General features: G+C 70.4%; 21 protein-coding genes. 12 read left to right on the top strand and 9 right to left on the bottom strand.

What is annotated here, in order from left to right; genetic code table 11:
• Positions 1–49 precede the first annotated feature (49 nt).
• The 3 genes from ABZY11_RS07130 to ABZY11_RS07120 form a co-directional block, all read right to left on the bottom strand.
• Positions 50–442, bottom strand: a complete 393-nt coding sequence (locus ABZY11_RS07130) for a hypothetical protein (RefSeq protein ID WP_356478146.1) — start codon at positions 440–442, stop codon at positions 50–52.
• A 628-nt stretch (positions 443–1070) separates the two neighbouring features.
• Positions 1071–1346: a hypothetical protein gene (locus tag ABZY11_RS07125; protein ID WP_356478145.1), complete on the bottom strand. Its 276-nt coding sequence runs from the start codon at positions 1344–1346 to the stop codon at positions 1071–1073.
• A 117-nt stretch (positions 1347–1463) separates the two neighbouring features.
• Positions 1464–2651, bottom strand: a complete 1188-nt coding sequence (locus tag ABZY11_RS07120; protein ID WP_356478144.1) for a replication-relaxation family protein — start codon at positions 2649–2651, stop codon at positions 1464–1466.
• A gap of 233 nt (positions 2652–2884) precedes the next feature.
• On the opposite strand from ABZY11_RS07120, the gene ABZY11_RS07115 reads away from it, so the two are divergent.
• Together ABZY11_RS07115 and ABZY11_RS07110 are read left to right on the top strand one after the other, a co-directional pair.
• On the top strand, positions 2885–4744 hold the full coding sequence (locus ABZY11_RS07115) for a pRL2-11 (RefSeq protein ID WP_356478143.1): 1860 nt from the start codon (positions 2885–2887) through the stop codon (positions 4742–4744).
• Entirely contained in the window at positions 4741–5553 is an 813-nt protein-coding gene (locus tag ABZY11_RS07110) for a hypothetical protein (protein ID WP_356478142.1), read from the top strand. The genes ABZY11_RS07115 and ABZY11_RS07110 overlap by 4 nt, the downstream gene beginning before the upstream one ends.
• 101 nt (positions 5554–5654) lie before the next feature.
• On the opposite strand, the gene ABZY11_RS07105 is transcribed toward ABZY11_RS07110, so the two are convergent.
• A complete protein-coding gene (locus ABZY11_RS07105; protein ID WP_356478141.1) occupies positions 5655–6224 on the bottom strand; it encodes a hypothetical protein in 570 nt (189 codons plus the stop codon).
• 203 nt (positions 6225–6427) lie between these two features.
• Between ABZY11_RS07105 and ABZY11_RS07100 the strand changes: the two genes are divergently transcribed.
• Positions 6428–6964 (top strand): hypothetical protein, encoded by a 537-nt coding sequence (locus ABZY11_RS07100; RefSeq protein WP_356478140.1) that lies wholly within the window; start codon positions 6428–6430, stop codon positions 6962–6964.
• Between the two features lie 50 nt (positions 6965–7014).
• Here ABZY11_RS07100 and ABZY11_RS07095 read toward each other — a convergent pair whose 3' ends face one another.
• The 3 genes from ABZY11_RS07095 to ABZY11_RS07085 all read right to left on the bottom strand — a co-directional run bounded on the left by ABZY11_RS07095 (position 7015) and on the right by ABZY11_RS07085 (position 9461).
• Positions 7015–7530: a hypothetical protein gene (locus ABZY11_RS07095; RefSeq protein WP_356478139.1), complete on the bottom strand. Its 516-nt coding sequence runs from the start codon at positions 7528–7530 to the stop codon at positions 7015–7017.
• Between the two features lie 284 nt (positions 7531–7814).
• Positions 7815–8387 carry an HD domain-containing protein gene (locus ABZY11_RS07090; RefSeq protein ID WP_356478138.1) on the bottom strand — a complete coding sequence of 191 codons (573 nt, stop codon included), beginning with the start codon at positions 8385–8387 and terminating at the stop codon, positions 7815–7817.
• A 15-nt stretch (positions 8388–8402) separates the two neighbouring features.
• Positions 8403–9461 (bottom strand): helix-turn-helix transcriptional regulator, encoded by a 1059-nt coding sequence (locus tag ABZY11_RS07085; protein WP_356478137.1) that lies wholly within the window; start codon positions 9459–9461, stop codon positions 8403–8405.
• A 179-nt stretch (positions 9462–9640) separates the two neighbouring features.
• On the opposite strand from ABZY11_RS07085, the gene ABZY11_RS07080 reads away from it, so the two are divergent.
• The 9 genes from ABZY11_RS07080 (at position 9641) to ABZY11_RS07040 (ending at position 15004) form a co-directional block, all read left to right on the top strand.
• Positions 9641–10039: a DUF6415 family natural product biosynthesis protein gene (locus tag ABZY11_RS07080; RefSeq protein ID WP_356478136.1), complete on the top strand. Its 399-nt coding sequence runs from the start codon at positions 9641–9643 to the stop codon at positions 10037–10039.
• 116 nt (positions 10040–10155) lie between these two features.
• Entirely contained in the window at positions 10156–10560 is a 405-nt protein-coding gene (locus tag ABZY11_RS07075) for a hypothetical protein (RefSeq protein ID WP_356478135.1), read from the top strand.
• Positions 10557–11255: a DUF6875 domain-containing protein gene (locus ABZY11_RS07070; RefSeq protein WP_356478134.1), complete on the top strand. Its 699-nt coding sequence runs from the start codon at positions 10557–10559 to the stop codon at positions 11253–11255. The genes ABZY11_RS07075 and ABZY11_RS07070 overlap by 4 nt, the downstream gene beginning before the upstream one ends.
• Positions 11171–12055: a hypothetical protein gene (locus ABZY11_RS07065; protein WP_356478133.1), complete on the top strand. Its 885-nt coding sequence runs from the start codon at positions 11171–11173 to the stop codon at positions 12053–12055. Before ABZY11_RS07070 ends, ABZY11_RS07065 begins: the two co-directional genes overlap by 85 nt.
• The gene (locus ABZY11_RS07060) at positions 12049–12540 is read left to right on the top strand and encodes a GNAT family N-acetyltransferase (protein WP_356478132.1); all 492 of its coding nucleotides are present in this window, start codon (positions 12049–12051) and stop codon (positions 12538–12540) included. The genes ABZY11_RS07065 and ABZY11_RS07060 overlap by 7 nt, the downstream gene beginning before the upstream one ends.
• A 66-nt stretch (positions 12541–12606) precedes the next feature.
• Positions 12607–13407 (top strand): DUF6042 family protein, encoded by an 801-nt coding sequence (locus ABZY11_RS07055; protein WP_356478131.1) that lies wholly within the window; start codon positions 12607–12609, stop codon positions 13405–13407.
• Entirely contained in the window at positions 13404–13967 is a 564-nt protein-coding gene (locus ABZY11_RS07050) for an AAA family ATPase (protein ID WP_356478130.1), read from the top strand. The genes ABZY11_RS07055 and ABZY11_RS07050 overlap by 4 nt, the downstream gene beginning before the upstream one ends.
• A 145-nt stretch (positions 13968–14112) precedes the next feature.
• A complete protein-coding gene (locus ABZY11_RS07045) occupies positions 14113–14658 on the top strand; it encodes a hypothetical protein (RefSeq protein WP_356478129.1) in 546 nt (181 codons plus the stop codon).
• Positions 14659–14692: 34 nt separating this feature from the next.
• Positions 14693–15004 carry a hypothetical protein gene (locus ABZY11_RS07040; RefSeq protein ID WP_356478128.1) on the top strand — a complete coding sequence of 104 codons (312 nt, stop codon included), beginning with the start codon at positions 14693–14695 and terminating at the stop codon, positions 15002–15004.
• Positions 15005–15193: 189 nt separating this feature from the next.
• Here ABZY11_RS07040 and ABZY11_RS07035 read toward each other — a convergent pair whose 3' ends face one another.
• On the bottom strand, positions 15194–15583 hold the full coding sequence (locus ABZY11_RS07035) for a hypothetical protein (RefSeq protein WP_356478127.1): 390 nt from the start codon (positions 15581–15583) through the stop codon (positions 15194–15196).
• Positions 15583–18006: a Helicase associated domain protein gene (locus ABZY11_RS07030; protein WP_356478126.1), complete on the bottom strand. Its 2424-nt coding sequence runs from the start codon at positions 18004–18006 to the stop codon at positions 15583–15585. Before ABZY11_RS07030 ends, ABZY11_RS07035 begins: the two co-directional genes overlap by 1 nt.
• Between the last annotated feature and the right edge of the window lie 568 nt (positions 18007–18574).

Genomic DNA, 18574 nt, shown 5'->3' with positions numbered 1-18574 from the left:
GTCGTGGGGTGACCGGTTGCAACCGGTCACCCCACGACACTCAAACCGGTCAGTAACGCACTGTCACCGTATCGACGCTGAGGTAGGCGGAAACGCTGTCCTGCCCGTTCAGGTTCGAGTAGTGGAAGTAGTAGGTTCCGCCAGCCTTGTCACCGAAGCTCGACGTGTCGCAGTAGTTGTCGTCCCTGTTGACGACCGTATCCGGCAGCCCGGGACGCGCCTTCTTCAACTGAAGTCCCGCGTAACTGAAACGGCCGTTGTCGACAGAGCAGCCGGCGAACTTCACACTCGTCGAGACACTGTCGCTGTTGTTGTCTTTCCAGCTGCGGGAGTCCTTGCCCGGAAGCCACCCGCTGATGCTGCTGCCAAAGCCGCCTTCCGCGAACGCCGGTGCGATACCGAGAACTCCAATGGCCACGGCACCTGTCGCAACAGCTGCCATCCGAGACACGCGCATAGATCCCCCTCGTCAAGCTCGGGCGACGAACCCGAGCCAATCGATGTCGTTTGCAAATCGCTTAGGGACCATATGATGTGCCTGCCGCGATCGCTCGAACATTTATGCCACCCAGGTATTCGCAAGAACCTCACAGGGTGTCACCAACCCCTTGAGCTCCCGGATCTGTGCGGCACAGAAGCGAGCGCCCGAACGCCCGCCATCGCGTCCCCTTCAAAATCGCTCCGCTTTGGCGTCCAGCAACCGCGCAGACCGCACCTCCTGATCCCTGCCAACACATCCTGATCTTGGAGCGCGGCAGATCTACCTCCCTCCGGTTCTCCGGAGAGCCGGGCACCCCCAAGCCCGTTTTCACCCGAACCGGAGCACCCTCCCGAGCACCAGACTCCATCCCATCGGACCACCTTCGAACACCCTGCGTGACACTCAGAACTTGTAATGACTGACAGGCGGACCGAAAACAGGTCAACACTTGACCAAAACCACAGGTCATCCGGCCCGGTCGGCGTTGCCCGTGAGACCCCGCCATACCCCGCAGGCTCCCGGCACCAGCCCCCAAGCGCGAAACAACATTTGCCGGACAGATCCGGCAAGGAAGCCTGACCGCTTCCAATCAGCGGCGCAGACGTGACAGCCAGCCGGTGGCCTTCTGCTCGGGCACCGCCCGGTCCTGGTCCTGCTCCTGGTCCCTGCGGATCGCGCCCGGCCAGGCTTGCTCCCAGTCGGTCTCGTGCCGCTGGTCGCAGTCCCCGCACAGCGACAGTCGGGGGTCTTGGGCCATGCCCCAGCCGACGCGCTCGGTCGCCCGCCACCGTTCGTCGGTGAAGTCGGCACCGCACTGGGCGCAGACGGGTCGCCGGGTGTTCCGTCGGAAGTCGTGCTGCCCCACTTCCGCGCGCGCCGTCTCCTGGTGCTTCCGGGTGCCGGCCGCCGGGCCGGCGGCGGCCGCGCTGGCCCTCTGCTTGCAGCCGTCGCACAGGTGCGGGTGGGAGTCCTTCGGGGTACCCTAGTCCTTCGGCTGTACCGCCTCCCAGCGGGCGTCGGTGAACTTCGCTCCGCAGCCGGTGCAGATGGGACGGCGGGCCTCGCGCTCGGCTGCCTGCTTCGCCGCCTGCTCCTGGGCCGCCCGCCGTACCTGTGCCTGGTACTCGGCCTGGCGGGCCTTGGACTCCTCGGCCTCGCGGGCGTCGGCGGCCTCACGGCGCGGGTTGCCGATCGCTTCCAGGAGCGGCTGCATGTGGTCGCGGCCGAAGCGGAGGAAGACGGAGCCGGCCGGTCCGTGCTCGCGGAGGTTGCCCAGCCCGACGGCGATGATCGGGATCTTCCCGTCGTAGTGATGGTGGCCGCCGCGCTGGTGCTCTCCCTGCCACAGGTGACGGGTCAGCTCTTGCAGGCGCGGGACGGTGCGGTTGGGGTTGCGCTCGCCGATGCGGTTGAACACCAGCAGCACGGGCGGGTACGTCGCGTCGCCGGACCAGGTGGCCGGAGCGCTCCAGCGGGTGCGCCACATCGGGCGCTCACGGCCGTCAGTGTCCTTCACCTTCCGCCGGAAGAACCGGGCGTACTTCTCCAGCTTGGCGGCGAGCTCCTCCGCGGTCTCGTGGCAGTTGTCGACCTCGATGAACAGCAGCGGCACCCGGTCCTGCGAGGCTGTCAGGACAAGGTCGGCCTGGGCGCCGCCCTTGCCCGGCGTGTTCCACGTGCCGGTCGCGGGCAGCGGGACTTCGGTCCAGTACGAGGCGATCGTGCCGATCCCGTCCGGTCCGTCGACGGCGGCCTGGGCGGCTTCCCGGACTTCGGCCGGGTCGTCGGCGAGCCTGGCCATGTTCGGCTTCGGGCGCAGCAGTGCGATCACCGTCTCGTTGACGGCCATCGGGTGTGAGGCGCCGCTGGAGCCCGCGCCGCGTGCGGTGGAGCCCATCTCCGTCACCGGGCGCTGCAGCTCGTAGGAGGCGGCCTCCAGGCCCTTGAGGGTGAGGTTTCGCAGAGAGTCGCCCGTCTCGGTGGAGCCGCCGTTCTCGGACAGGCCGTGCTTGCGCATGTCGGAGAGCGCGCCGGTGTGTGAGGCGGTTCGGGCCTGCTTCTGCTTCGAGGGGGTCGGCTTGTCGGCGTGCCGGAAGGTCAGGTGCGGAGCGCCGATCCGCTGGATCTGATCAGCCGTCGCGACCTTCAGCGCTCCGAGGACGCGCAGCACGTCGCCGCGGTAGCTGTTCGTCGACCCCGCCGGGTCTGGTTGATCTCTCCTCACCGTTGTACCGACTGCGGCTCACAGGCGGGGCGCCTGCGGATTTTCGGGCCGGAAAGTTGTCCACAGATCGCAGCCCGGGGCCCGCTTTTCGCCGAACTCTATGCACAGGCCAGCGCTCATAAGTTCGGTGTCCGCTTCCGGGTGTGAGGTGCCGGGACGCAGACCGAAAGGGCACGGCCATGGCACAAACCAAGTTCGACAAGCAGGTGGAAGAGACCGCCGAGTCGCTGGCGTTCGGCATCGGCCGGTTCCTGGCCGGCCGCCCCATGGACGGGGAGCGGAAGACCGACGCGACGTTCTGGCGCAAGGGCACCCGTGTCCTGCCCAAGGTCGATGCCAAGGTGTCCCGCTCCTCCTACCGGGCCGGGTGGCAGCGCCTGACCTTCCGCGTCGGCGGCCTGGTCGCGACCGGCGGGGCCGGCTACTGGGCGCTGTGGGAGAACCAGGACTCCACCTTCGCCACCGCGCGCGACATCTGGGAGAACCCCGACCCGGCCCTGGCGACGCTGGAGACCGGCGGCATCGCTGCCGCTTCGGCCGCGGCTGTCGGTGGCGTCGCGTACGGGCTGCTGACCCGGGGGCGCCGCGAGTTCATGCGCGAGTGGGTGACCCCGCTGCACGAGGCGCTCGCCGTGCCGCTGGGCATGTCGGAGCTCACCGATCCGCGCCGCTACCTCCACGTACCCAGGAACTTCTCCGACGACGACGCTCAGATACGCATCGACGTGCCCACCCACATGAGGTTCAACGAGGACCAGGTCGCCGACCTCATCGTGAAGAAGCTCGCCCTGGAGAACGTCTCCTTCACCTGGCGCCGGGCGGGCAAGGACACCCACGTCATCGTCAAGAAGCGCAAGGTCCCGCCCAAGAAACTGAGCCTGTCCGACCCAGGGGTGCGCGAGATCCTCGCGAAGATGCCCGAGTCCGCGCCGCTGATCGGCCTGGGCTCGGGCAAGAAGAAGGTCTCCGTCGACCTGGACGCCGACTCCCCGCACGTCCTGATCTCCGCAGGCACTGGCGGCGGCAAGTCGACCATCCTGCGGGCGATCTGCTGCCAGTTCGTCCACAACGGCGCGCTCGCCTACGTCCTGGACTTCAAGCGGATCTCCCACACCTGGGCCCGTGGCGTGCCCGGCGTCACCTACTGCCGGGACATCGGCGAGATCCACGACGCCCTGGTCCATCTCGCACAGGAAGGCCGGCACCGACTCGCCCTCGCCGAGCAGCTGGCCGACGACGTCCTCGAAAAGGAGCCGTGGCGCGTCGGCCCCAGGATCGTGATCCTCCTCGAAGAGGTCAACGCGACCATGGCGCAGCTCAAGCGGTACTGGGCGAAGATCCGCGAGAGCGGCGACCCGAAGACGTCCCCGGCCGTCGAAGCGCTCGCCGAGATCCTGTACATGGGCCGCCAGGTCCGCCTGCACGTGCTCCTGGTCGCCCAGTCCGCGACCGCCAATGCCGTCGGCGGCCCGGCGATGCGCGAGCAGTTCGCCACCCGGATCCTGGTCCGCTACACACTCAACGCCTGGCGCATGCTCACGCCCGAAGTCAGCCCCATCCCGATGGCGAGCGAGCACCCAGGCCGCGTCCAAGTCGTCACCCGCGGCCGCGCCCAGGAGACGCAGGTCCTGAACCTGTCGAACGCGGAGGCCCGCGAGTGGGCGATGTCCGGCGTCCACGCCAAGGGCAAGACCGGCCCCACCCTGCAGAAGACGCCCGCCCCAGCCGCCGACCTCCTCACCGACGCCTGGAACACCAGCGCCCCCGAGCTCCCGCCCGCCGCCGCCCCGGCCACCGACCCGGACTTCCTCGCCGACGCCTGGAGCCTCACACCACCGGCCCCGGCCGCCGACACCACGGTGACGGCGCCGGCCGCCCCGGCCCCGGCCCCGCGCCGGCACCACCGACTCCGGCTGACCGACCCGGCCCGCCTACGTCCGCGAACCGGCCCTGTCCGGTTCGGACGACACGATCCCCCTCCACCTGGAAGAACACCCGGTTCACCAGGCACAGCACAGAAAAGGAACCCCGCACCATGACGAAGAAGACGACCACGACGCTGCGCCTGACCGACCCCGCCATCCGCGAGCACATGGAGGCGCTGCCCGCCTCCCTGGTCCTGATCGGCCTCGCCGACGACGGGCAGCCGGTCTGCGTCGACCTGGACGGCGAAGGGCCGCACGTCCTGGTCTGCTCCGGCACCGGCGGCGGCACCACCACCGTCCTGCGCACCCTGGCCGCCCAGCTCCTGCACGACGGCTCCCACGGCCTGGTCCTCGACCTCAAGCGGATCTCGCACCGTTGGGCCAGCGGCGTGCCCGGCGTCACCTACTGCCGCGACATCGCCGACATCCACAACGCCCTGGTGGGCCTGCGGGCCGAACTCCAGCGCCGCCTCCACCTCATGAACCAGGACGGTGATGTCGACGACCTGCCGCGCCTGACCGTGGTGTTCGACGCCGCCGACATCACCCTGGGGCAGCTGGCCCGCTACTGGGACACCGTCCGGGAGAAGGGAGACCCCAAGACGTCCCCGGCCGTCGACGCCCTCGAGTACGTGCTCTTCGCCGGCCCCAAGGCCCGCATCCACATCCTCGTCGGCACCCAGCTCACCAAGGGCGTCCTCGGTGAGTGGCGCGAGAACTTCTCCACCGTGGTCCTGGGACGGGTGACCACCCGCACCTGGAAGCACCTCGCCCCCGAGGTCCGCCCCGCCCCGGAGCCCACCACGCAGCCGGGCCACGTCCACGTCGTGCAGCGCTCGAACATCCACCCGACGCAGGTCCTGCTCCTGACCGACGACGAAGCCGCCGCCGGGATCACCACCACCGAGACCGACAACGACTGACCGACCCGGAGTCGGACACACCACGGGCCCCGGGGGATCAGCCATGACACCCCCGGGGCCCGGTTGGGTTCACGCAGTCCAACGACCGCGTGACTCCTGCATCACGTCGTTGCCAGCTCCGGCACTTCGAGAGCCTCCGCGACCCGGCGAGCCATCGCGGCCACCTGCGGCGGCAGGTAGCTGTCCAGCGAGTCGACGTCGTCATACAGCTTCGCCTTCAACCCGTGCAGGCACGCCTCGGTGAACAGCTTGCCCGGGTCGTCCTCGGGCCGCTGTGCCTGCTCGGCCTGATTCTGGCCCCGGTGGTGCCGCATCCGGTTCGTCGACGCCCGCGTCGCCTCGTACGAGATCGCCTCGCCCATCAGGCCCGCCACGTGCGAGCGGCCCTCTTCCTGAGTGCCGTGAGCCCGAATCGCCTGCTGCCCGACCTGGAGGTAACTCTGCAACGTGTGAGATGCCATGCCGGTGCGCTCGCAGTACGCGGCAATCAGCATGGCCACCATGTCCATGGTGTCCGCCGCGTCCGTCGCCCGGTACAGCGTCATCCGCTTCCAGGTGTGCGCCTGGTCGGGCTCGGTGTACCGCAGCACCTCCTGGCAGTTCTGCACGCCCTCGGAGACAAGCTGGTGGATCGCCCGCCGCAACGGCTCAGGCATCGGAGTGGAGTCCATGGCCGCACGGTAGATGGGCCGCGCCCACGGAATCCTCAGTCGTGGGGTTCGCTCACCCGGACAGACCAGAAGCTGTCACGGCCGCAGCGCCTCGCCGAAGCCGACGGCCGCCGGTCGGCACGTTGGAAGGCACCGCTCGCTGCGCCCGCGCAGGGGTGTGGCGCTGCCCGCAGTCAGGAGTCAGGCGAAGCACAATACGGGTCGTGCACACCAAGCCCTCCGAAGACCTCCGCGATCGGGAACTTGCCGAACTGAGCCGTTACTTCACGCCTGGCGAGGTTGCCCGCGCCCGCGCTCTGGCTACGCAGCTCGGCACGTTCCTCCTGCACCAGCACGCCAAACGCCTCCGCAAGCTCAGCGCCCGATTCAGCGACCGCCCCCGCAAAGCGGCGGCGCTGAAAATCTGGCTGGCTTCCCTCTCAAGGGAGAGACAGGGCAGCTTCGCCGAACTCGCCGCCTTCGAAGCCGCCGCCCTGGTCCTTCCCGCGAGCGTCGACAGCGCCCACTGGTACAGCGGGTGGAAGATTCTCCAGGACTATCCGGGCTCGACACCCGACAGTCTGCGCACTCAGGCCGGTGAACTGGAGTACCTGTACGCCCAAGCAGTGCTGCGCCGCAGCAAGGGGGCACAGACTCGGGAACAGGCCCTGGAGGGCGAGGCATCGGTGACGGCAAGAATGCCGGGGCGCCGGGGTTCGCGTTCGGCCTCCAGGCCCGTGACGACGCTCGCCGCTTCCTGAGCTGGCTGGGGCTCACCCCCGTGCTGGCGGGCAGGGCCCCAGGCCGAGGGTCAGCGGTTATTGCGGTAGGCGATGATGCCGGCGGCGACCAGGCCGCGGCCACGGGCAGTGCGAAACTCCTCCAGCCGCTTGGCGTCGGTGTACTGCTCCGGGGTGCTGCCCGGCGGGGTGCGCACTCCGAGCTGCGGGCCGTAGAAGCACACGACGTACCCGTGGTGCAGGGCGGCGGAGTACCAGTCCGGCGAGGCGGGGACGGTGATCCTGGAGTAGACGCCGCCATCGGGGGAGCGCAGCTCGATCCGGTCGTCAGCCAGCCGATGCAGGGCCCAGCCGGGGATGGTCCGCAGATCGGCGATGCCGCGGGGGAAGCGCCGCATCCCGGACGCGATGGCGCCCTCGACCTGGATCTCGGTCGGGTTGCCGCCCGGGAGACGGGACATCATCGCGCGCTCGGGCTCGAACAGGGCCACCGGCATCGGGTCCTCGCCGTCAGTGGTCTGCACGGTGCCGGTGTCCGGGTCGATGCCGGTGGCGACCTGCCCCAGGCCGAGCGACGGAGAGTCCATGTAGAGCAGCCGGCCGTGGTCGTCGACGTTGTTGCTCAGCTGCTCCCCGGCCGCCAGGATGGGTGACGGCCCGGTCGTCGATGTGGAAGCGCTGGCGCGCCTGCTGCTGGTTGCCGCGCTGCTTCTTGGGCTTGAACCGTCCCATCGAGGTACCCCCCTTGGTGTGGTGATCAGCCAAGCCTCAGCCACGCGCGAGCGGCGGCACAAGACCGCCTCACGCCAACCCGCGACCGAACGGCAAGAGGCCCCCAGCAGCGCCGGGGGCCTCGCCGGGGACGGGCCGGTCAGTGCAGGAAGTTCTTCTGCCACTGGAGCGAGTCCATGCTCAGCGCGGCGTCGGCGAGGGCTTTCGCGGACGGGGTCTTGAGCGAGGCGAGGCTGGTGTCGATCCAGTTCTGGGTGAGGCTGTAGCCCTGCTCCCGGTACTCGACCGCCTGGACCAGGCATTCCAGCTTGTCGGCGTCGCGGGCGACGATCGCCTCCGGGGTTTCGGCGGCCTCGTACTCGTCGACCGCGCTCTGCACGCCGGTGCGCACGGCCGGGTGGGCGTTGGCGACCTGGTCGGCGGTCACCTCGCCGTTCGGCGCGGCCCTGATGTACTTCCGGCCGATGTGCGGGATGTCCCCGATCCTCGTCTCCTGGGAGTCGTGGAACAGGCACATCAACGCGACCCGGGCCGGGTCGACGCCTTCCATCATGGCGAGCACTGAGCCGATCACCCCGACGCGGAAGGAGTGCTCCGCCACGGATTCGGGGGCCTTGTTGCCGGTGAACCACCAGCCGGTCCGTGCGACGCGCTTGAGCACGCCCATCTCGGAGATGAAGCTCGCGGTGCCCCTGATGGTGTCATCAGCCATGCGGTCCTCCGGGTGTCAGCGGTTGTGATCGAAAACGTAGTGGACGTGGGCGAGTTCGCGCCGCGATCTCGCCGACAGTGCTACCCCGTCCAGGAGTTGGCCGGCCTGCTCGCGCAGCGGTCCCGCAAGCGGCCCGGCGGCCTGGGACAGCCAGGGGAAGGCCGTCAGCAGCGCCCACAGCGAGTGCGCGTACAGGTCGACGTAGCCGGGCGCGAGGTGCAGGCCGCGGGCCAGGCCCCGCAGCAGGGTCACCGGATCCCAGCCGGACAGGTCCCGGTCCCGCATGAACGTGTCGTTGGGCTGCGGCAGCGGCAGGGCCCCCAGCCACAGTGCCCAGTAGTTCAGGTTCGCGGCCTCCGCCGTGTCGTCGTCGGCCAGGGCGCGGTCGATGAAGTCCAGCAGCGGCTGCGGGTCCCCGAGCCGGGCGAGCGCCGTGGCGGTGGAGCGGGCCTCCGCCCAGTGCGGCGACCAGCCCCGCCGGGCCAGCACGTCACGGCGCCGGTGAAGGGTGTGCGCGGTCCACGCGGCCGCGTCCGGGCCTCGGTCGTACGAGGCGAGGTAGAGCGCCTGGCGGTGCAGCAGCACCCCGCCCTCGCCCTGCCGGGCCGCCGCCTCGGTCGTGTCCCGCAGGTGGTCGAAGAACATCGCCCGGTCCGCGGCCGCCAGCTGCGGCGCGGCGGCGACCGGGCCGCGCCGGGGTCTGGGTAACCGTCCGGCGAGCGTCGGCGGGACGGTGCCGTTCAGCGCCCAGGCCAGCATGTGCGCGGTGTCCCGGGTGTGCACCCACCCGGCGAGCGGGTGCGGCCCCCCGGCCTCATCCTCCAGTCCGGCTGCGATGATCCGATCCGCGTCCATCGCCGCGTCCAGCCACGGCACGAGCGCCACGTCCGCACCGAGCGCCGGCAGCCGCCGCCGGAGTCCCAGCAGCGCCCCTGCCCGCATATTTGCCAGCGGGCGCCGCCCCGACTCCCAGCCCTGAAGCGTCTCGACGTCCACGCCCAGGGCCTCCGCCAGGCTGGCCTGCGTGCACGGGATCGACTCGCGGACCAGGCGCAGCACGAACCCGCTCACCACGCCTGCTGATGTTCGCCTGGGCCTGCCCATACCGGCCTGCTCCCCGGTCGCCCTGCGCACCGAAACCCGTACTCACGGTCAGTCCTACCGCATCCCGCCCGCCCCTACCGTCGGGATGCGGTCGATGTCCGACGAACGAGACCGCGCCACCCGCGACCACACGACCCGGCGAGGCCCCGATGAGCAGCACACACCTGGTCCTCCACGACCCCGAGGGAGGCCTCGACGCCGAACTCCCCCTCGACCGGGAGCTCCACAAGGCTCTGGTCAAAGCAGTGCTCGGGTGGACCGGCGACCCCGGCCTGCCGCCTGCGGACCTGGAACAGATCGCCCTGCTGCTCACCGGCGCCGCCCGCGCCGTCGCCGCCGACGTTCGCCGAGCCGCAGACCTGCTGCCCGAAGACCACGGCGCCCGCGCCCTCGCCGACGTCGTCCTCGAGGAAGCCGACCGTCACCTGTCCGTCCCGCTGGAGGGCGCCGCGCGCTGCGCCCGGGGTCGCGCCCGGCTCGTACGCGCTCTGTACGAGCGCCTGGACCGCCTCGTCAGCGCCGCCCCCGAGCCAGCCAAGACCCCCTGAGACCGCCGCGCACCCGGGCGCGACCCCAACGACCCCGGGTGCGCGGCACACCAGCACCGCACCCCCGGACCATCCGGACGGGGCGAGCACCACTCGACACCGAGAGGGGCACCACCATGAGCACCGCAACGACCGAGCTGCGCCGGTTCCTGACCATCACCGGCCGACGCTTCAAGAACGGCCAGAGCGCACCCGAGATGTTCTCCCCGGCCGTGGACAAGGAGTGGCACGAGCAGCTCGGCACCCCCGCCTACGCGGCTCTGTGCCTGGAGACCGCCGGGCAGCCCATCCGTCACGTCGCGAACAACGGCCACGGCCCGATCGCCTGGGTCGCCGCCTACGAAGAGGCGTACGGGCCGCTGCCGGAGATTTGGTTCACCGACGCCGACGGCAACGTCGACCAGGACGCCGTCGCCCGCTACCGGGAGACCGGCACCGTGGTCGCGGAGTGGGACTGCGGCCCCGCCGGCGGCGACGGCGACGACGTCGCGCCCGACCAGCCGGAGGCCGCCCGCCGGTGACCACCGGCCGCACCAGCGCAGCGCCCCGGCCCACCGCCGGGGCGCTGCGCCTCGTTGAGGCCAGCACCACCCGGCCCAGGTCCGTGGACATCAGCGACTACGCGCGGCAGATGACCGCCCACTGCCCCTACCTCGCCCCTTCCCTCCAACGGGAGCTGACGACCTGGACGGTCTACCGCGCCGACGGCGACTCCGAAGCCGTCCAGGCCGAGCTGTTCCACGCGGGCGCCCAGGCCGCTGAGTGGCTGCGACCCTTGCTGAACCGGCCCCACGGCCTGCTGCGGTGCGAGAACATCGTCCTGTTGGGCGACGTACCCGGTGCCCGGCACCGTGACCTGATGGCCTGGCCGCACTGGGTGCTGAAGAACCTCTACGGCCCGGTCGGGGTGATGTTCGGCAAGTTCTACGCGGGCGAAGAGGAAGTCACCGCGGCCGGCCACCGGATCCCGGCGGCCCCCGCCTCGTTCCTTCCCGTGAGGGCCGCCGTCCGTCGCCGCGACCCCCGCTTCCTGAGCGCGACGCCCGACCTGGCCGCCGCGCTCGCCGCGGCCGACGACGACGGCCGTGACGTGTTCGAGCACATCCCCACCGAGTGGACGGAGATCCGCACATGGGCCAGGCACCTGCTCCCCCCGGCGAAGCGGTCGCCCTCCTCACCGGACACACCGGCGAGCCCACCGCGATCCAAGTCCTGAGCGACCGGCGCGGCTCCCGGGCCTGGAAGCTCCAGGGCCCCAAGCGTGCCGTCGCGCTGAAGGCCAACAGCCCCGACGGCGACAACGCCCGCGACAAGGCTGCCGAGATGGCCCAGGAGGACGACCACCTCCGTCACCTCACCGCTGCCAGCGGCCTCAGCCCCGACTACCGGGTGAGCGCCGGGACATGGGACGGCGGGCGATGGCTGGCCGTCAACTGGATCGACGGTGCGCCCCTGTGGCGGGCCCTCGCCCTCGCCCGCGGCCCGGAAGGAGACCGCGCCTCGGTGCGCCCCTGGCTCGCGGGCATCGCCCGCACCTGGACCGAGCACCTCGCCCGCATGCACGCCGCCGGGTGGGCCCACGCCGACGTCCAGCCGACCAACACCCTGGTCACCCACGACGGACACGCCGCCGTCATCGACTACGCCCTCGCCTGCGGCCCCGCCAACGGCCGCCGCGTCCCCTACCGGGGCGCCCTCACCCACACCACCGCCCCCGAGCTCGCCACGCAGATCCTCGACACCCCCGCCGACACCCACATCCAGGCACAGCCGCCCGGCGACATCTGGAGCCTGGGCGCCTCCCTGTTCTGGTGCTGGACCGGCCAGCGCCCCGTCGCCTACAACGACGACCTCGACCGGCTGGAGAAGCTGGCCGTCATCGCCAGGGGCACCACCACCGCACTGCGCGACGTCCGGCCGTGGCCCTTCCCCGCGTTCGAGGACGCCATCACCGCGTGCCTGGCCCCCGACCCCGCCGACCGACCCACCGCGAAGGAGCTGACCGCCGCATGGTGACCCTGCGCGCCCTGGCCCTCGACGACGCCCCCGCCCTCACCCGCATCTACAGCGGGGCCTCCATCCGGCACACCACCGGCAGGCCCCTCACCCTCGAACAGGCCCACGACAAGATCCGCAACACCCTCGCCCGAGCCGCCGAAACCCCCCGCGCGCAGTGGAGCTGGGGCATCCTCCACGAAAGCGACCTGATCGGCCTGATCTCCCTACGCCGACGCACCCCGGCTATGGGCGCCATCAGCTACATCCTCCGCGAGGACAGCTGGGGCAACGGCTACGCCACCCACGCCGCCCACCAGGTCGTCACCGTCGCCTTCACCACCGCCGGCCTCAACCGGCTGGAGGCCATGCACCACCCCGACAACCCCGCCTCCGGCCGCGTCCTGGCCAAAACCGGGTTCACCCGCATCGGCACGGCCGACCGAGACACCGAAACCGGAACCGTCCCCTACGAGCTGTACGCGCTGGAGACCGGCGGCATCTGAACCAGCGCACGCGCAGTGCGTACGCTGCATGCGTTTGGTCTGCCTTTTCGAGGAAGAGTTCACCGGATGACTGACAACCCGGCCGTGCCCGGACCGCGCCGTGACATGGCGGTGCACAACGACTGGTGGGTGTCGGGCTGGGAGCACGTCCTGCCCCGTCAGGGCTTCCCGCTGACCATGCTGATCGGGACGGCGTGCCAGCCCGGTTTCACCGGCTCCCTGGACGACCTTCTGCAAGAGATCTTCGACGGGCACTGGGACATGATCGGCGGCGACCTCGACGGTCCCCTCACCTTCTCCTGGCCGGATGAGGAATGGGACTACGAGGCCGCGCCGGAAGGCCGCGAGGCATGCGACGCGGCCCGCTGGGAGCAGTTCAGCGCCATGCTGACGACCGCCGGCTTCCCGGTGCCCACCACCGTGCGGGACCTGTCCGAGCTGTACCTGACGTGGGGCCTGGCCCGCCGCGAAGAAACGCCGGACGGCACCCGATGGTCCATGCCCGCTGCGCTGCCGCTGCCCGGCGACCTGCTGCCCCTGGACCCAGAACTCACCGAGCGCCTCGATGGGATCCGCTGGACGATGCGCACCGGCCTGCTCCTCGACACCCTCATCGACCACCTGGTCGGCGATCTGAGTGAACCGGCAGAGACCCTCACCTCTCTGGACCGGCTGGCGGCAGCCACGGGCCAGGACGTCGACGACGTCCGGCTCGCTCTCGCGGAACTCGTGAAATCCGGCGACGCCCGTGTCCAGCGCGGCGAGGAGCCGGCCGACGCGGAGCGCCTGGAGGCCCACCGCCGCTTCCGCCTGGTCATGGACTGGGAGCACTTCCACGAGAACCGCATCCAGGTGAGCCGCGGGTGACTGAGGCCGCGCACGGCACCGTGGGGACCAGCGATACCCGCCTGATCGTGCTCCGCGGCAACAGCGCCTCGGGCAAGTCCTCCGTCGCGGCCGGCCTGCGCGAGAAGTTCGGCCGCAACCTCGCCATCGTCGCCCAGGACAACCTGCGCCGCATCGTGCTGCGCGAACGCGACCGGCCCGGCGGCGCCAACATCGGCCTGATCGACCTCACCGCCCGCTACGCCCTGGACAACGGCTTCCACGTCGTCGTCGAAGGCATCCTGTACGCCGACCGCTACGGCACGATGCTCCAGGACCTGGTGCGCGCCCACGAGGGCGTCACACGGTGCTACTACCTCCACGTGCCCTTCGAGAAGACAGTGCTCCGGCACGCGACGAAACCAGACGCCGAATACCTCGCGCACGTCAACGAGGGCCACCTGCGCGACTGGTACCGAGAGAAGGACCTGCTCCCCAACGGCCTGGAGACCGTCATCGACGCGGCCAGCACCCTGGACGACACGGTCCAACAGATCCTCTCCGAGAGCGGCCTGGACGGCATTCTCCCGATCGACCGCTGAGGGGCGCCACCGCAGGTACGGTCATCATCACGGCACCGACGACGGCACACACCACCGGACCCAGGGGGCAATGGGCGTGGAGAACGGATCGCAGAGCATCCCGTGGGGCGGCGAGTGGCGACGTCACCTCCGCTCCGATGCCGAGATGGATCTCGTGCGCTCGTGGATGCGCCGTGTCGAATGCCCGACCTGCAAGGCAGCTGCAAGGCGGGCCTGCCGCACTGCGGGCGGCCGCCCGACCAACGAACACCGTGCACGCCGTGACGCCGTCGGCCCGATCCCGTACGCGAAGTGGCGAGAGGAGGGCCTCATCCCGGAGCAGCGGACGTACACGATTCCGGCCGTGCTCAGGGAGTCGGAGAAGGCCCGTGCCGGCTTCAACGTGGACACCGCCCTGGCCGACGGTGTGGCGGTCGTCCGGATGTTCCTCGCCGACCGGCTCGGGTTGTTCCTCCAGGGCGAGGAGGCCATGGACCGCATCGACGACGCCGTGCGCAAACTGATCGAGGTCCGCGGCCCGGTTGGGACGGCCGACGTGGTCACTGTCCTCGCCAGCCAAGTCGCCTCGCTGCTGGCGGCGAACGCCGGACCCGACGGCGATCCGGAGGCCCTGTTCGACACGATGATCCGCGCGCAGATCGACATGGTCCGCAGGATGAATGCGATCGAGAAGGAACGAGCCGACGGCTGACCGGCCGGCGGGATCCAGAGCGAAGGGCTGAGCTGTGCCCGACCGACCCGAAATCGTCTGCATCTGCGGCTCTACCCGGTTCGTGGACGAGATGCGTGCGGTGAATCGTGATCTGACCCTCGCCGGGGTCATTGTTGTTGCGCCAGGCGAAGCAGACGAGTTGATCACCGACGAGCAGAAGACGGCGCTGGACGCCCTCCACCTGCGCAAGATCGACCTGGCAGACCGGGTTCTGGTCGTCAATCCTGGCGGGTACATCGGCGAGTCCACGAGCAGGGAAATCGACTACGCCCAGGCCACCGGCAAGCCGATTTCGTTCACCGATCCCGCCCCCGCTGCAACGTAGTTCGCCGGGGGAGCGGTCCAAGGATCCCAGGGCCTACACGCACACCAGTGCGATGCCGCAGCTCAGAGCCCCCGGGCATCGCACCTCAGTGCGTGTAGGGCCTGGGAGCGGTGTTGCTGGCCCCGGACAGCGAAGGACCCCGGGCCGCCCTGCGCCCCGGGGTCCTGTCGCCGGTGTCACCGCCGCTGCTCACCAGTCGTCAGGTGCACTGCCCACCCACGCGATCGGCCGGCCTTCGCTGTTGCGGCCCCAGTGCGGTTCCTCCATCGAGGTCTCGTGCCCGTCGGGCAGGACGCAGATCCGCCCCCAGCGGCCGTGCTTGCCCGCACAGCCCCCGGCGAGCCGGGCCACGTCGCCCTCCGTCACGGCCTGGTCGTAGCGGTCCTGGAACGCCTGGAGGCGGGCGCACAGCTCCAGGCCGAGCTCCGTCTCCGCCGCCTCCACCCGGCCCCGCGCCTCCTGCACCCCTGGGTCGGACAGCACAGCCGAGACGACGTCCTCCGCCTCCGCGAAAGCCCTGGTGCGGGCATGCCGCCGTACGGCGTCCTGCACACGCCGCTCTTCCTCGGGCGTAGTCATCACGCCGCTCCTTCCGTGGCCGCCCACTCCAGCCCGAGGCCGGCCAGCGCGGCGAGCTTGTCGACGGTCAGCTTGGCCCGGCGGCTCTTGCTGTTGCTGAGGAACACCCCGAGCTTGACCTCGGCGCCGTCCTCCAGCCGCTCTACGTGGGCCCTGGGAACCCGCAGGTGCCCTTCCCGGGCCTTGTACTGCGCCAGGGCCGCAACGCCCCTCTCGAAGGCGCTCACGGGCGCCGTGGACGGCCCGGTGGGCATGCCCCGTTCCACCGGGGCCTCCGGGAGCACGATGACGGGGAGCGGGGTAACGCCGACGGCCTCCAGGCGCTCACGCTGCCCCTCCGCCAGGGCCGCCCACGCCTCGGGCTTCCGCTGCCGGGCCAGCCACTTGCCGACGTCCATGCCGTGCACGGTGAAGCCGGGCAGGACCTCCGCCGGGCCTTCCTCGTCGCGCACCAGCTCGCGCAGCGCGGCGTAGTGCCGCTGCCACTCGGTGGGCCACGACGGGTTCCAGTCCTCGTCGATCTCCTTCAACGCCGTCTCCCACTCCGGGTGTTCGGCCAGCGCACCGGGACGGCGCAGGTTGGACAGCCACTGCCCCACTGGCTTGTCCAGCGCGGCCGCCGACCGGGGCGCGCACAGCGTCCAGTGCTCCGCGTAGTACACCCGGGCCGCCGCCAGGTTCTCCTGGAACCGCGCGTCGGCCGCCGACCAGGCCATGCCCAGCTTCTCCAGCCGCGCCGCGCGCCGGCCGGTCATCTGCCCGGCCCCGTACGCCCGTCGCTGCTCCGCGACCCAGGTCCCCAGCGGGAACGCGCCCTCCTTGTGCTCGTACGGCACCCGCGCGTGACCCTCACGCTCGGTGAACTCCTTGAGCTTCGCCCAGCCCCGCGCCCAGTCCTGCCGCTCCGTGTCGATCACGTTGAAGCTGACCCAGTCCGCGACCATCACCGGATCACGCGGAGCCGCAAAGCGGAGCAGCAGACGAGTTTCTTCCTCATTATCACCGGGCGCGGCACCGATGTACTCGGACGGCTGCGCGACGTCCTTCTGAGGCTCTTGCGGGATCGCCAGCAATTCCACGGCCTCCTCATCGTGAGCCCGCAGACCCTCAAGAACCTTCACCAAAGGCCGGTACGAACCCGAGGTGAACATATCCTCCGGCTGCTCACCGGGCTGGAGAAATACCGGCACGATCAAAGAGGCGAGCTTTCCCTCTCCGGGCTTCTGGCGCAGCGCACGGCCGATCGCCTGCACGATGTCATGCGGCGCGCCCTTGGGGTCCAGCAGGGCCACGGAGTCCACGGCCCGGATGTCGACACCCTCACCTAGGACGCGGCAGTTGGAGAGCACGGCCCGCCGGGCGGTGGAGCCGAACTTGCCCAGCACCTCCCGCCGGCGCTCCGGGACATGCTCGCCGCACAGCCAGTCCGCCCAGATCTGAGCCGGGTACTTCTCCGGCTGGTCCGCGTGCAGCCGCTTGGCCACGCGCTCCAGGCCCTCCGCATACGCCGCAGCCTCTATGGTCCGGTGGTGGAAGGTGATGCAGGTCTGCAGGTTGTGCTGCTCCATCGTGTGCAGCAGCGCGGCCTGGAGGGCGCCCAGGCGCTCCCCGCGGACCTTCTCGGTGTGCCGTTCCTCGCCCATCAGCCGCTCGGGCGTGACGACCGGGTCCTGGAGCTCCAGGACGATGATCTGGTACCGCGCCAGCAGCTTCCGCGACACGGCCGATGCGAGCGAGAGCTTGTAGAGGACAGGCCCGAAGACCTTCTCGTCGTCCATGGAGGCCGCCATCTCGCGCGGCAGCGGGTCGCGCACCCCCTCGGCGACCTCGCGGTTCAGCCGCTCCTCCCAGATCCGCGGCGTCGCCGTCAGATACAGCCGACGGTACGCCGGGATCTTCGTCTGGTCGTGGATGTCCGCCCACGCCTTCCCCATCGACCCCGACGTCCGGTGCGCCTCATCGACCACCGCCAGGTCCACCGGCGCGAGCTTCTGCCCGTAGGCGCCCTCGAACGCCTCCACGAGCACGCCCAGCGACGCGTAGGTGGCGTAGATGGTCACCGGCCCTGTCGAGTGCCATAGCGCCAGCTGCACGGGGTTGGTGGTGGACCGCACCCCCAGGTGCCACAGCTCCGGGTCGTCCAGCGGCGAGCACACCATGACTGCCGGCCCCTTGTGCCCGGCGCCGCTCCACGCCTTCACGGTCTGCGCCAGGAGATCCAGGGTCGGCACCACCACGAGAATGCGGCCCTTGGGCACAATCCGCTTTGCGGAGGCTGCTGCGATGATGGTCTTTCCGGTTCCGCACGCGGCGTGCACCTGCCCGCGCAGACCGTTCCAGGGAATGCCGCCCGGCGGGATATCGAGGCCGCGCACGATGGCGGCTACGGCCTCAATCTGGTGTTCACGCAGTTTCACGGCCATTCCCGTGTTCTCCTTTTCGCGGAATGCGGCGCGTAATAGGAATGAGAGTCCGGCGCGGTGAGTGGCGGGCCGGGGTGGTGGTGTCTGGTCCCAGACTCTACACAGCCAGTATCCGTGATGCATCATCCATGCGGCAGCTTCCCCCCGTAGGCTGAATCTCGCCCCGCACGCACGGTTCATAGGGTATGCTGGCGGGGTATTGGTGAACGTGAACGCGCCGATTCGGTGGCAGGGGAGGGGTTCGGGTGGAGCGCAGCGGAGCCCGTCACGCGGTGGGGCCGGCACTCCGTCAGGCCGACGGTCCGTCACTTCCGTTGCGGGGGTGGTAGCTGGGATTCCCAAGCCCTACACAGCCCCTCACCTGATGCACCGTCCCTCGTAGCCAGCCCAGGAGGCCCGCTTGCGGGACTCCCCGCAATTCGCGCTTGCGCGAATTGTCGTTCCTTTTGAATTCCGCTTGCGGAATTCCATTCCCGCGCTTGCGCGGGAATTCGCAGCGCGCTTGCGCGCTGCGCGCTCTATGCCCCGGCTTGCCGGGGCATATCCCGCGGAGCGGGATATGCCCCGG

It is taken from the genome of Streptomyces sp. NPDC006510 (assembly GCF_040611955.1).
Lineage (GTDB): Bacteria > Actinomycetota > Actinomycetes > Streptomycetales > Streptomycetaceae > Streptomyces.
The sequence above is the reverse complement of the archived record's forward strand: the minus strand, read 5'-3'. Positions and strand labels throughout refer to the sequence as shown.